Raw genomic sequence first — 10,668 nt, forward strand, 5'->3', positions numbered from 1 at the left:
GGCGTCGAAGCCGCGGCCTTTGAGCTCGGCGAACACCTCCTTGATGTCGCCCATGATGCCGGCCTTCTCCTCTTCCAGCCGCTCCAGGCGTTCGATGAACTGCTTCAGCTCGTCGGCCGCGACGCCCTCGGCGGAGGAGACGTCGCCCGCGGTGGACAGGCCGGCGGTCATGCCGATGCCTCGGCGCTCGACCTATCCACCTCACCGGTCGTCCGCAGCGCGGGGTCGGCGCCGATCCGCTCCCGCGCGATCCGCTCCATCTCCCCGATTACGACAGGCAGGAGGCCGAGGGCCTTGGCATCGTCGCCGTTGGCCAGGGTCAGCGTGAGGCTGGCCACCGCGCCGGCGTTGGCACGTAGGGCCACTGCGCTGCTGAGGGCGACATCGTCGGTCATGTCGAGCAGCTCACCGAAGCCGATCGTCGTCACCTCCGTGATGTCGAGCAGCATCCGCCGTCCGACAGCCGAGGTGCCATCGCGGGCTGGCCGGCCCTCGCTTTTGCGCCTCGCGGCCGCGGCGGTGCTGACCGCAAGATCCTTGTACTTGGTCGAGGCCATGGCGCTTCAGCTCCACACGGTGCGGCCGAAGACGACGGCGGGGCCGGCGATCCAGGGCAGGGTTTCGGGATGGTCGGCCGGGTGCCGTTCGAGCCACGAGGCGCGGTAGATCGCGGTCGCTGCCTCGTTGCGGGTGAGGCCTGCGCCGTGCCCGTCCTTGTGGACGAACATGTCGGCGCGCCGGCCCTCGTGGAGCACGGCCACGTGCTCGGGCCGCCCGCCGAGGATCGGCTCCAGCACGTCGCGCAGCTCGGCCAGCCCTGGGTCGCCGGCCATGTCGACGATGCGCACGAGAGGATCGCGGTCGGCCGCCAGGACCAGGAGGCGCGTCTTCATGGCGCCGCCTCATGGCCAGCCGTCTCGCGCACGACAGGCGGTGCCCAAGCGCGGCGCGCCAAGTAGCGTCCGGCCACTCGCGCGAACCGGATCTCCCGTACGGCCTCCACCGCCGCCTCGGCCTCGCGCCGACCGGGCGGATCTCCCACCAGCGGCAGGCCCCGTATCAGCGCCCGGGCAGGATCGCGGTAGGCGTGGACTTCCGCCTCCGTGAAGCCCTGCTGGAACAAGTGGGCGACGGTGCAGGCGCCCTCCGGGCCATTCTTTCGCTCGACCATGAGTCGGGCCATGCGGAAGATCTGGGCGCGCGCATCCGGAGCCTTGCGGGCGGCGTGGACGAGAGACGGCGACGGCATGGGCGGATCTCCTCAGACGCTACAGGGGATGGTCGACGGGTGATGCGGGGAAGCCGTTGTGCTCCACGCCATCCAGGAGGCGGCCGGCGTACTTCTTGCCGACGAGCTGCATGGGCCAGCCATTCGGCCCCCGGGACCCATCCGGCCGCAGGCGAATGCAGCCGCCGGCATCCTCGGGCCAAAGGCCGCCATCGTCCTCCAGGGCGGCCCAGGCGCCGTGCTGCTTGAAGTGGAAGGCCACCCCAGCCGTGGCGCACGCATCGCGGATCTGGCGCGCCCAATCCGGATGCATCGGCCGGGCGCCGGGCCCGCTCTCTCCGCCCACGATTACCCAGTCGATCCGGTTCGCAAATCCGTTCTGCTGCCGCACGAGCTGGTCGTGTGGGTCGATGGGGGCGATCAGCGGTTCAGCCGACACGAAGCGGACGGTTGCGGGCGTCCGCTCCAGGTCCGGCAGGCGCTCATCCCACCGACGTTGATCCTCGGCCGAAATGCCCAGCCAGACATTGGGGAGCGGAAGGCTGACGAAGTCGAGGGTGCTGTCGCAGTCGAGCGTGCGGATCCGCTCAGGCAACGCGGTCAGATACTCGCGCATCCGCGCCGAGCGCTTCGTCAGCACCTGGAAGGTGTGCTGCTGCGCGCCCGCCATGACGGCGAACACGCGATCGATCCAGGCGTCCGGGACATTCTCGGCGAACAGATCGCCGTGTGCGCAGACGAAGATCCGGCGCGCCTCGCGCCAACGGAGAGGCTGGAACAGCCACCCCTCGTTGAGGCGGACCTGCCCGTTCCACACCGGGCCCGCCTTCGTCTCGACTGTCAGGCCGACGCGGGACGGGATATGGCGCAGCCGCGTGCCGGCGAGCTTCATCGCGTAGCAGTTGGTGCAGCCCGGTGAGACCACGGAGCATCCCGTGATCGGGTTCCAGGTGGCGTCGGTCCATTCGATGGCGGTGCGATCGGCCACGTCAGTCCACCATCCGCAGGTCGAACGACGCGAGCTGGCGCCGATAGGGCATCTCGCGAAGCGCTTCCTCGAAGGCGGCGAGTTCGTCCGGATCGTGGGTCTGCGGCTGGACGGCGGGGATCCAGGCCAGGACCGGGGTCCCGGCGTCCGTCGTCCCGGACCACACCCGGCAGGGCGTGCCCTGGACGGCCTCGATGCGGTCGGTGGGTCCAAGGGTGAGCTTCATGCGAGCGCCTTCCTCTCGTCGATCCAGGCCTCAGCCTCTTCGGGTGTGTCGAAGGCGATCACCCGACCGTCCTTGTTGGCCATGCCGCACCAGCCGATGGTCTCGACGTAGCCCTGCGGGCCGTGACGGTAGGGAAAGGCGCCATCGACGGTTCGGCTGGTGTCGATCAGGGCGGCGATCCTCCACTTCGTGGGGCGAGGCACACGCGCGTTCATCGACCGGCCTCCGGCGCCAGGGCCGCCTTCAGCGCAGCCTCGGCATCCTCCAGGACCTCGTCATGGAGCTGAGGCATGAGCCGCTTCAGCGTCTCCAGGACGTTGCTGATCGGCGGCGAGCCCCGCCGTCCGGCCCGGGCGTTCGCGATCGCCGCGGCGGCCGCCTCGATCATCGCGTGGGTGATAGTGGGTTCGGCCATGCTCACCGCTCCTTCCGCTCGACTCGGAACGTGAAGGTCCGCGCCACGTCGTCGGCGCCCATGAGCAGGTTGAAGGCGGCCGTGCCGTCCACCTCATCGACCGGCATCGTGAGCGAGCCGCCCAGGCGGTTCACGAGGGCGATGAGCAGCTGGCTCTTCATCGCCTCGATGCGCTGCTGGGCCTCGTAGGACAGGTCGGCGACGCTCGGCCGGCGCTTGCTCTCACCCATGATCGTGACCTCCCTCGACACACGCGGTGCACAGGTCCTCAGCCGCCCAGCCGCAGCCCTCATCACACGCATCGTTCTGCGAGCAGCCGCAGACGCGGCACACGCCGCCGAGGATGGAGGGGATGCGCGGCAGCCGGCCGTCCGAAGCCTCGAAGGCGCCCTCGGGCAGCGCATCGGACGTCGCGGCCTGAAGATCGCGCCAGAGCTCGACGAGCGCCGCGTCTCCGGCGCGGTGGTAGATCTCCGGCAGGTCATCCTGGCAGCACCGGTCGTGCAGGCTGGCGGCGGCCGCCATCTCCAGCGCGATCGCGCCGATCTCGGCCTGGACCTCGGGCGGCAGCTTCGCCCAGGCCTCGGCTCCATCGAAGCGCTCGGGTGCCGGATGCGCTAGGAGTTCGGAGATCTCCGGCGGCACCGCCGTTCCGCCTCCGTTCGGCGTCTCCGAGGCGCCCATGTCCCGTTCGATCAAGTCTCGATGGCCTGTTGCCGCTGTGTTCCGTGCGATTGTGCTCATAGGCGCGCTCCCATGCTGGCGGCTGCCTGCCGGCATCCCACGTCGAGCAGCGCCTCCTTCACGGCCGTCCAGTATTCATCGACGGTGGATCGGCGCTGCAGCGCGATCTCGAATTCAGCGAGCACGACGGGGTGCATGAACATCGCGTTCTGCGCCTCGACGTAGAGGATCTCGCGCCGCGGCACTTCGCGGTAGGCGATCCGCTGGCAGTGGCCTTGGCGGCGGCGGCGAGCGGCCCGCGAGGGTGAGCGCACCTCCGACCAGTCCTCGACGGTGTCGGTCGGCATGAGCTCGCTGGCGAAGATCCGAATGCCGCCGAGTCCCGGCGGCCCAAGGAGCATGCTGTGGGGCACGCTTGTCACGACATCACTCCGAACAGGTCGGGTGATGCCTCACCGTTCGTCGCCAGACACGGCCGCACGCCATGGACGGCGAGCGCCCGCAGATCCGGGATCATCTCCGCGGCGATCTCGGCCTTCGTGTATTCCCAGCCCGGGAGACAGGCATGGGCATAGCGATCGTTGACCTGGAGGAAGCCGGGGAGGTTCGACCAGGTGATGTGGCACTCGCCGCGGCGCAGGTTGCTGAAGTCGAGGAACGCGACGCTGCGCTCGCCCCGGGTCGTGGGATCGGCGAGAGCGGCGGCCAGGGCCTCGGCGGCGACTGCCGCGGCTTCGCGCTCCTGACAAGTTGGCGGCGGGAGCTTGGGTGCGCGCTTCGTCATGCCGCCACCTTGCCAGCCGAGGGCCGTGCATCGGCGCGCAGCACGATCACGGGCTTGAACCGCAGGATCTTGATGCGCGTCGGTACCGGCTCACCGCGCGCCGTCATGCGCTCGATCTCGGCGTCAGAGTGCGCCGCCGGATCGTACTGCATCACCATCCAGTACGGCTGGCCGCCAGCCCGGATGAAGGCGTGATCGAACACGCCGTCGAGGCGCCGCCACATCTTCCCGGGTGTCGTGCCCGTGGGGTAGCTGGCGCTGTAGTCCGATAGGTTTTCGAACTGCTGCGGCGTCAGGCGCAGGCGGGGGAACTCGGCGATGCGATCGCGCGGCTGCTGCAGGGTCCGTGCGCTCACAGCTCGTACCCTTTCAGGTCGTGGTAGGCCCGGAGCATCGCGACGACGTCGCCCGACTCGATCGCTGTCTGGGCGCGCTCGACGGAAGCTTCCATCAGCGCGGCGGCGATGAAGCCCATCTCGACCTTGCGGTACTCCGCGATGATCGAGGTGACGCGGACCATCTCTCGGGGAAGTGCGGCAGCGAGGGTATCGGCCATCACGCAGCCGCTTTCGATGCTTGCCGGTAGGCAGCCCTCGTCTCTGGATCGAGGGTATATCCCTGACCCCAGACCGTGCGGATCTCGACGCCGAACGGCTTCAGTTTCTTGCGGATCTTGCAGACGAAGACGTCGACGATCTTCGGCTCAACCTCGCCCTCAGCACCGGCGCGGTCACTGTAGAGCGCCGCCATGACCGTGTCCTTCGTTGCCAACTCGCGGTTCACGAGGGCGCCGAACACGCGGGTCTCCTGCTGCGTCAGTCCCCACTCCATGGGCAGCCGTGCGCAGTCGACGAGGATCGCCTCCAGGAAGGCGACCCGCTCCCGGAGCAGCAGGTTCTCCTGCTCCACCACCTCAAGCCGCCGCTCGACGTCCATGGCCCCGAACCTTTCTGGTGTTGCGGAAGAGGATGGCGGCGAGCGCGCGCCACCGTGGAAGGCGCTGCGCGACCGCGAGCACGACGGCTTCCTTCTCGGCCTGCGGGCCCATCGCGCGGATCGTCGTCGCGATGTCGGCCGCCAGGACCGAGCCGGCGTATTCCTGGGCGAACAGCATCGCCTCAACCGCCTTGAGGAACGCCGCGGTGACGGGCGCCATACGGGCCTCGACGCAGACCTGCAGGATCTCGCGCGCCCCCTTGGCGTGCCGGCGGTGGACGAGGCCGCGCAGGGCTTCCACGGCCATCGTGTCGCCCACGAGCCAGCGGTCGCTCTGGGTCGCGTAGCGGACGACGCGGGCGCCGGCGCGCTGGCAGACCCGCTCGATCGTCAGCGCGGTGTCATCGCCGGCCGCCACCAGAGCGTGGTGCATCTGCGTGCCGGTGATCTGCAGGCGGTCGCGGTTGTGCCGGACGAAGGACTCGGCGCGGCTCTGCTGGTCCACCGCCTCGACGATCAGCACCGGGATCTCCCGGATCTCCGGGTGCGTGGCCGCGGCGATCGCGGTGTGCTGCCCGTCGATCACGTGCAGCCCATCCTCCGTCGACACGACGATCGGCGGCTTGAACGCGCGCCAGCGCCAAGAGCCGACGATCCGGCGAATGAGCTCGACCGACTGGCGGGACAGGTCCCGCTGATAGCTCTCATCCACCAGGAGATCCGTCGGCGACACGAGGGTCAGGCGCGGGGCCGGCCCGAGCGCCTGATCGGGCTCGATGTCCGGGAAATTCAGAGCGGCGATCGGTCTGAGCTTGGTCACGCGATGCGATCCTTCCGTTCCTGCGCTTGAGCGAGCTTCGCGAGCGCCGCGGCCCGCCGAGCCGTCGCCCGCCGCAGCTCGGCGTCCAGGACCGGGATCAGCACGATCCCCAGGACGAGGAAGAGGACGATGATCCCCATGGCGCAGGCGAGCGGGGCGGCGACGGACTTCATCGCGCCGCCTCCCGCGCGAGGCGGATGCGCTCGGCCTGAGGAACACCCTGGAGCCTGAGCGCGGTCACGAGGCTCGCCGTCCCACGCGGGTACAGGCGCCGCCGCCTGTGATGGGCGACGACGTTGAGGCGGCAGACCTTCGCGTGGTCCGGCAGATCGCGGACCCATTTGGAGACGACGACCTTGGTGACGTCGAGGGCAGTGGCGATCGCGCCCAGGCTTGCGCCGGTCTCCTGGCGCATAGTCCGGGCGCGCTCCCGCAGAACGGCGTAGGTTTCGCCCGTCCTGGGGTGCCGCAGCGGCTCGTGTGAGGGGCCGGACATCAGGCAGCCTCCGACCTGCTGGAGGAGGCGAGGATCGCTTCGGCGATGTCGGCCAGCGACCGCCGGAACTGCGAGGGCAGCGCCTCGAAGGCGACGGCCAGGCGCCAGCCGTCCGGATCGACCAGCAGCGCCGCGACCTGGTCGACCACCGGATTGCTCGAAGCGGCCGGCTTGGGCCGCGCGGTGAAGGCCTCAACCGGCACGCCGAGGGTGGCAGCGATCCGGTCGAGCAGCTCGGCGGTGCGGTTGGAACCGTCGCCCATCAGGCGGCTCCCGTCTGCACGCGATCGACCGCGCGCTGCACCGACACCGACGGATTGTTGTTCTCGATCGCGCGCTGCACCCGCTGGCTCAGATTGAGCAGGGTCGCCCCTGCGATCTGCGTGGCCTCGTCCCTGTCGCCCGCAGACAGCGACAGGCTGTGACTGACGATCACGTTGGCGAAGGCGTTCTCCAACCGGGCCTGGATGTCGTGCATCGGCACGGCGAGATCCATCATGTCGGCGCACGGCAGGAGCGCGACCTCCATAAGATCGAGGCACAGGCGGCGTTCGATCGCCTCAACCGCATCGGCCACAGGCCGCTGCTCCGACGCGGATCGCGCCTCAGCGAGGACGCGTGTGAGCGTATCGCGTTGCGGCGTGAGGCTCGTCATCGGTCACTCCGGAGCTCGGCGGGAGAAGGGGGAGCGGTGCAGTCCAGGCGGCGCCGCGCGCGCCCGGCGGTCGCAGCCTGGAGCGCGCCGAGCTCGTGCAGCAGCTCGTGGCTGAGGCGTGGAGGTCCTGCCGCCAGCAGCCGGTTCACGGTCCGCAGCGCGGCGAGCAGCACCGCGTCGTCATCGCTGCGCGGATGGTCCGGGCGCAGGCAGGGGAGCAGTGCGACGTGGGGCCCGAGCTCCGGATCCGGGGCGCCGAGCGCCTTGACGACGGCGTCGCATTCGCCACGCGGGAGGGCGACGGTGACCAGCATGGTCTGGCCGGGAGCCCGAGGGTCGAGATGGGCGAGGACGCCCAGGAAGGCGCGGTCGCTCACGAGATCACTCCCACCGGCACAGGATCGTAGGACGGCAGCTCGGCGTGGTGGACGAGCGTGAGGCCGGCGGTGGAGCGGGCGAGGACGGCGCCGGAGGCGTGGAGGTCGAGGACCGCGACGCGATGCCGGAAGTCTCGAGCGACGGGATGGTCCGGGTGCAGCAGGGCGAGGCCGCCCGGCAGGCGGTCGACCCAGTCGATCACGTAGACCGTCTCTCCCGTCCGCAGGTGGCGGTGTTGGACGACGCGGCGGCCGGCGAGCGGGTGCTCCTTTGGGTGGGGCATGTCAGGCGGCCTCCGCTCGGGCTTCGCGGCGGGCGAGCGTCATCAGCCGCCCGCGGATGGAGTTGGCGGGTCGGCCCAGGACCTTGCCGATCGCGGTGTTGCCCAGGCCCTCGGCATCGAGGGCGAGCAGGCGGGCGTCCTCGTCCGGTGAGAACCGACGGACGGCGTGATCGCCGCGCTGGACCACCGCGGGTCCGGGTGCGGTCGCCGGGGTCACGCGCGCCTTCGGATGATCGGCGCCGAGCGCGAGGCAGATCCAGTAGACGTTCGAGGCGGAGCACCCGAACCGGCGGCCGATCTTGGCGTAGCTGTCGCCCGCCTCGCGGCGTTCGGCCATCTGCTCGCGCTGGGCGTCGGTGAAGCGGCGACCGGGCATGTCAGGCCCTCCCCGCGCGGCGCAGGACCTGGCCGCCCGGGCGCCAGGCCTCGAACACGACGGGCAGGTGTTCGTCGCACCAGGAGCCGTGCCGGTTGGCGCCGCCGATCGTGGTCGACCGGCCGCAGAAGCGGTGCTCGCCCTCTACCGCCGCGCTGGGGAAACGGCACTGGCAGAAGCCGAGCTGCTCCAGGCGAAAGTTGCCGGGCTCGGGCTGGACTGGAGCGAGGACGGACGCCGGCTCGGGCGCCGGCTGGCGGCGGGCGCGGGCGGCCATCACAAGTCCCTCACGTCGATCACGCCGCGGCGGGACAGGACGGCGCCGGTGGCGCGGTCGCGCACCAAGCCATCAAGGCCGCGGGAGGTCCGGAAGAAGGTCGAGCCGACCATCGGGCGGGACGGCGCCTTGGTGCCGCGCTCGCGCTTCTCCAGGCGGCGCTGCCGGGCGATCTTGGCGGCGTCGGCGGCGTATTCGGCGCGATGGCAGGGCGTGCACCAGACCGCGCAGTTGTCGAGCGTCGGGCGCCCGCCCATGCGGTCGGCGACGATGTGGGCGAACTCGTAGTGGCCGGGATGGAGCGCGCAGGGGCAGCGGTTGCCGTCCGGATCGACGTGCTCGCAGCGAGCCTGAGCACGCTCCAGGGCGGCCTCACGGACCCGTCTGGGGAAGTTCATCCGGAGCGCCCGCATCACCGCCGCTCCGCCCGCCCGAGGAACAGGCGACGCGCGGCCACGAGGCGAGCGGTGCCCGCTTCCAGCATGTCGGCGAGCGCGCGGGCGTTCTCGGCCGTGTCGGCGGCCTTACGGCCTTCCATGGCCTGGGCGACGCCGGCGATGAGGTCGAGGCCATCGTAGACCGTGCGCTCGGCCTCGGAGCGAGAACCGCGAGCGAAGCGAGCGATAAGGGTCGGGGCGGGCATCAGAACGCACCTGCGACACGACGCGGCCGAACGACCGACGCGGCGCGCTCGTCCATGCCCCGCAGCGCCACCGCCGCCGTTCGGAGATCCGCGAACACCGGATCGACCAGGACCTCGCCGACGTGGAGGCAGACGATCTCTGGTCCAGCCTCGCCCCTCAGCTCGGCGCAGTAGAAGCCCTCACCGAAGGCGGGACCGAGGATGGTGCCGGGGATGAGGGAGCCGTCGGCACGGGGGCGGCCGATGCGGGTGCCGCGGGGGAGAGGCAGAGGGTGGCGGTCGAGGTTGGCGGTGAGCACGGCAAAGGCTCCATCGCGGGAGGCGAGGGCCTAAAAATACCGTTGTGGTATGTTCAGTCAATACCGTTTCGGCATATTATGCCGACTGCCTCGCGCCCCGATTTAACAACTGTCCACACTCATCCACAGCCTCAGCTAGCCGCTGGTATTTTCTGTTCGCCTTTTGTTCGGTTCGTGGCAGCCTCTGGTTGTGGTCGGACAGGGAGCCTCAATGCGCCGAAGCGTTCACTTCGCCGTTCAGCAATTCCAAGAGGTCAATCAGGGGTGTTGGAGCAGAGATCGCCTCACCGAATGCAGAACCGCCGATGAGGCTCGTCGCCTTGCAGAACGAAGCGTCGCCCGCGGAGACTCTTCCGGAGCAGTTGCATTTTGCAGGCACAGCAACGGGGAATTCGGCGGGATGGGTGACCCAATCACTATTGCAGAGTTCGGTAGGGTACCGCCGGAAGCAGGAGACATACTTCCATTTTGAGGATTAGCTACTAACAGGAGCAGCCACCATGGCCCTAAAGCCCATCGTCGCTCACAGCGTCCAGTTGTTCGTTCTGGTGAAGGGCAAGCTCGCCCTCGGCAACCGCATCGACTGCAAGGCGCCCGAGGAGGCCTGCCGGGTGGCCGAAGAGCGCGTCAGCCTCGGCCGGGCCATCGGCGCGGCCGCCTTCACCCGTACGGTCGTGGATCCAGACTACGACGATGGCGGAGAGCCGGTGACCCTGGCGATCTTCGGGAAGGTGCCTGCCGGGTTCGCGGATCAGCTGCCGTTCTGAAAGAGGCGCCCCGCACGCCGGCGGGCGGCAGGGCGCAGTCAGTCTCAGAATACGCGAGCGTCAGGGCGTTACTTTGAAGCCCGCGAAACACCGACCCGGTACGGGAAGAACTGCGCCGGCCCGACCGTGCGAGCTTAGGCCGATCACAGTCACGCACATTCACCTGGATGGACAAGCTATACGTCGGTCGCACACGTGAAGTTTGGGCCGTGCCGTTCTCCAGCGCATCACACCAGGCGTAGCTCTCCTGCCTTGAGGCCCATGCGACGGGCCATGTCGCGCGACAGGCCGCCCACGATCTCCAGCTTCGCCCGCGGCGGCGCGGAGAGCGCGATCGCCTCCAGTGCCTCGTCTGCCGTCGTCGCCAGCACCGCGTAGACGCGCACGGCCTCGCGGCGCTGCGTGACGGACAC

Annotated in this window: 29 protein-coding genes; 1 reads left to right on the forward strand and 28 read right to left on the reverse strand. The window is 69.8% G+C overall.

The genetic code is table 11. The features are described 5' to 3' along the window. The 27 genes from ACLBX9_RS18200 to ACLBX9_RS18330 all read right to left on the reverse strand — a co-directional run. The coding region (locus ACLBX9_RS18200; RefSeq protein ID WP_447719961.1) for a GapR family DNA-binding domain-containing protein at positions 1–171 on the reverse strand (171 nt) is incomplete at its 3' end. Then, positions 168–557 (reverse strand): hypothetical protein, encoded by a 390-nt coding sequence (locus tag ACLBX9_RS18205; protein ID WP_447719933.1) that lies wholly within the window; start codon positions 555–557, stop codon positions 168–170. The genes ACLBX9_RS18200 and ACLBX9_RS18205, both read right to left, overlap by 4 nt. A gap of 6 nt (positions 558–563) precedes the next feature. Beyond that, positions 564–893: a hypothetical protein gene (locus ACLBX9_RS18210; RefSeq protein ID WP_447719934.1), complete on the reverse strand. Its 330-nt coding sequence runs from the start codon at positions 891–893 to the stop codon at positions 564–566. Further along, the gene (locus ACLBX9_RS18215) at positions 890–1,249 is read right to left on the reverse strand and encodes a hypothetical protein (protein WP_447719935.1); all 360 of its coding nucleotides are present in this window, start codon (positions 1,247–1,249) and stop codon (positions 890–892) included. Before ACLBX9_RS18215 ends, ACLBX9_RS18210 begins: the two co-directional genes overlap by 4 nt. 19 nt (positions 1,250–1,268) lie before the next feature. Beyond that, positions 1,269–2,216 (reverse strand): phage Gp37/Gp68 family protein, encoded by a 948-nt coding sequence (locus ACLBX9_RS18220; RefSeq protein ID WP_447719936.1) that lies wholly within the window; start codon positions 2,214–2,216, stop codon positions 1,269–1,271. Position 2,217: 1 nt separating this feature from the next. Next, a complete protein-coding gene (locus ACLBX9_RS18225; protein ID WP_447719937.1) occupies positions 2,218–2,442 on the reverse strand; it encodes a hypothetical protein in 225 nt (74 codons plus the stop codon). Continuing rightward, positions 2,439–2,657: a hypothetical protein gene (locus ACLBX9_RS18230; RefSeq protein WP_447719938.1), complete on the reverse strand. Its 219-nt coding sequence runs from the start codon at positions 2,655–2,657 to the stop codon at positions 2,439–2,441. Before ACLBX9_RS18230 ends, ACLBX9_RS18225 begins: the two co-directional genes overlap by 4 nt. After that, on the reverse strand, positions 2,654–2,857 hold the full coding sequence (locus tag ACLBX9_RS18235; protein ID WP_447719939.1) for a hypothetical protein: 204 nt from the start codon (positions 2,855–2,857) through the stop codon (positions 2,654–2,656). The genes ACLBX9_RS18230 and ACLBX9_RS18235 overlap by 4 nt, the downstream gene beginning before the upstream one ends. A 2-nt stretch (positions 2,858–2,859) precedes the next feature. Further along, positions 2,860–3,087, reverse strand: a complete 228-nt coding sequence (locus tag ACLBX9_RS18240; RefSeq protein ID WP_447719940.1) for a hypothetical protein — start codon at positions 3,085–3,087, stop codon at positions 2,860–2,862. Next, positions 3,080–3,541: a hypothetical protein gene (locus tag ACLBX9_RS18245; protein WP_447719941.1), complete on the reverse strand. Its 462-nt coding sequence runs from the start codon at positions 3,539–3,541 to the stop codon at positions 3,080–3,082. Before ACLBX9_RS18245 ends, ACLBX9_RS18240 begins: the two co-directional genes overlap by 8 nt. Before the next feature lie 56 nt (positions 3,542–3,597). Beyond that, positions 3,598–3,963, reverse strand: a complete 366-nt coding sequence (locus ACLBX9_RS18250; protein ID WP_447719942.1) for a hypothetical protein — start codon at positions 3,961–3,963, stop codon at positions 3,598–3,600. Then, entirely contained in the window at positions 3,960–4,325 is a 366-nt protein-coding gene (locus ACLBX9_RS18255; RefSeq protein ID WP_447719943.1) for a hypothetical protein, read from the reverse strand. The genes ACLBX9_RS18250 and ACLBX9_RS18255 overlap by 4 nt, the downstream gene beginning before the upstream one ends. Further along, positions 4,322–4,681: a hypothetical protein gene (locus tag ACLBX9_RS18260; RefSeq protein WP_447719944.1), complete on the reverse strand. Its 360-nt coding sequence runs from the start codon at positions 4,679–4,681 to the stop codon at positions 4,322–4,324. The genes ACLBX9_RS18255 and ACLBX9_RS18260 overlap by 4 nt, the downstream gene beginning before the upstream one ends. After that, on the reverse strand, positions 4,678–4,881 hold the full coding sequence (locus ACLBX9_RS18265) for a hypothetical protein (RefSeq protein WP_447719945.1): 204 nt from the start codon (positions 4,879–4,881) through the stop codon (positions 4,678–4,680). Before ACLBX9_RS18265 ends, ACLBX9_RS18260 begins: the two co-directional genes overlap by 4 nt. Then, entirely contained in the window at positions 4,881–5,261 is a 381-nt protein-coding gene (locus ACLBX9_RS18270; protein WP_447719946.1) for a helix-turn-helix domain-containing protein, read from the reverse strand. The genes ACLBX9_RS18265 and ACLBX9_RS18270 overlap by 1 nt, the downstream gene beginning before the upstream one ends. Beyond that, entirely contained in the window at positions 5,239–6,081 is an 843-nt protein-coding gene (locus tag ACLBX9_RS18275; protein ID WP_447719947.1) for a hypothetical protein, read from the reverse strand. Before ACLBX9_RS18275 ends, ACLBX9_RS18270 begins: the two co-directional genes overlap by 23 nt. Beyond that, positions 6,078–6,254, reverse strand: a complete 177-nt coding sequence (locus tag ACLBX9_RS18280) for a hypothetical protein (protein ID WP_447719948.1) — start codon at positions 6,252–6,254, stop codon at positions 6,078–6,080. Before ACLBX9_RS18280 ends, ACLBX9_RS18275 begins: the two co-directional genes overlap by 4 nt. Next, positions 6,251–6,577 carry a hypothetical protein gene (locus tag ACLBX9_RS18285; RefSeq protein WP_447719949.1) on the reverse strand — a complete coding sequence of 109 codons (327 nt, stop codon included), beginning with the start codon at positions 6,575–6,577 and terminating at the stop codon, positions 6,251–6,253. Before ACLBX9_RS18285 ends, ACLBX9_RS18280 begins: the two co-directional genes overlap by 4 nt. Next, on the reverse strand, positions 6,577–6,840 hold the full coding sequence (locus tag ACLBX9_RS18290) for a hypothetical protein (protein ID WP_447719950.1): 264 nt from the start codon (positions 6,838–6,840) through the stop codon (positions 6,577–6,579). Before ACLBX9_RS18290 ends, ACLBX9_RS18285 begins: the two co-directional genes overlap by 1 nt. Continuing rightward, the gene (locus ACLBX9_RS18295) at positions 6,840–7,232 is read right to left on the reverse strand and encodes a hypothetical protein (protein WP_447719951.1); all 393 of its coding nucleotides are present in this window, start codon (positions 7,230–7,232) and stop codon (positions 6,840–6,842) included. The genes ACLBX9_RS18290 and ACLBX9_RS18295 overlap by 1 nt, the downstream gene beginning before the upstream one ends. Continuing rightward, positions 7,229–7,609, reverse strand: coding sequence for a hypothetical protein (locus ACLBX9_RS18300; RefSeq protein ID WP_447719952.1), 381 nt, complete (start codon positions 7,607–7,609; stop codon positions 7,229–7,231). Before ACLBX9_RS18300 ends, ACLBX9_RS18295 begins: the two co-directional genes overlap by 4 nt. After that, on the reverse strand, positions 7,606–7,893 hold the full coding sequence (locus ACLBX9_RS18305) for a hypothetical protein (RefSeq protein WP_447719953.1): 288 nt from the start codon (positions 7,891–7,893) through the stop codon (positions 7,606–7,608). The genes ACLBX9_RS18300 and ACLBX9_RS18305 overlap by 4 nt, the downstream gene beginning before the upstream one ends. A gap of 1 nt (position 7,894) precedes the next feature. Further along, positions 7,895–8,269: a helix-turn-helix domain-containing protein gene (locus ACLBX9_RS18310; protein WP_447719954.1), complete on the reverse strand. Its 375-nt coding sequence runs from the start codon at positions 8,267–8,269 to the stop codon at positions 7,895–7,897. 1 nt (position 8,270) lies between these two features. Next, positions 8,271–8,549: a hypothetical protein gene (locus ACLBX9_RS18315; RefSeq protein ID WP_447719955.1), complete on the reverse strand. Its 279-nt coding sequence runs from the start codon at positions 8,547–8,549 to the stop codon at positions 8,271–8,273. Further along, a complete protein-coding gene (locus tag ACLBX9_RS18320) occupies positions 8,546–8,959 on the reverse strand; it encodes an HNH endonuclease (RefSeq protein ID WP_447719956.1) in 414 nt (137 codons plus the stop codon). Before ACLBX9_RS18320 ends, ACLBX9_RS18315 begins: the two co-directional genes overlap by 4 nt. Next, positions 8,959–9,189 carry a hypothetical protein gene (locus tag ACLBX9_RS18325; RefSeq protein WP_447719957.1) on the reverse strand — a complete coding sequence of 77 codons (231 nt, stop codon included), beginning with the start codon at positions 9,187–9,189 and terminating at the stop codon, positions 8,959–8,961. The genes ACLBX9_RS18320 and ACLBX9_RS18325 overlap by 1 nt, the downstream gene beginning before the upstream one ends. Continuing rightward, positions 9,189–9,488: a hypothetical protein gene (locus ACLBX9_RS18330; RefSeq protein WP_447719958.1), complete on the reverse strand. Its 300-nt coding sequence runs from the start codon at positions 9,486–9,488 to the stop codon at positions 9,189–9,191. The genes ACLBX9_RS18325 and ACLBX9_RS18330 overlap by 1 nt, the downstream gene beginning before the upstream one ends. Before the next feature lie 500 nt (positions 9,489–9,988). Between ACLBX9_RS18330 and ACLBX9_RS18335 the strand changes: the two genes are divergently transcribed. After that, entirely contained in the window at positions 9,989–10,255 is a 267-nt protein-coding gene (locus ACLBX9_RS18335; protein ID WP_447719959.1) for a hypothetical protein, read from the forward strand. Between the two features lie 227 nt (positions 10,256–10,482). On the opposite strand, the gene ACLBX9_RS18340 is transcribed toward ACLBX9_RS18335, so the two are convergent. Continuing rightward, positions 10,483–10,668: hypothetical protein (locus tag ACLBX9_RS18340; protein WP_447719960.1), on the reverse strand; the 186-nt coding region annotated here is incomplete at its 5' end.

Source organism: Methylobacterium sp. A49B (genome assembly GCF_053346215.1).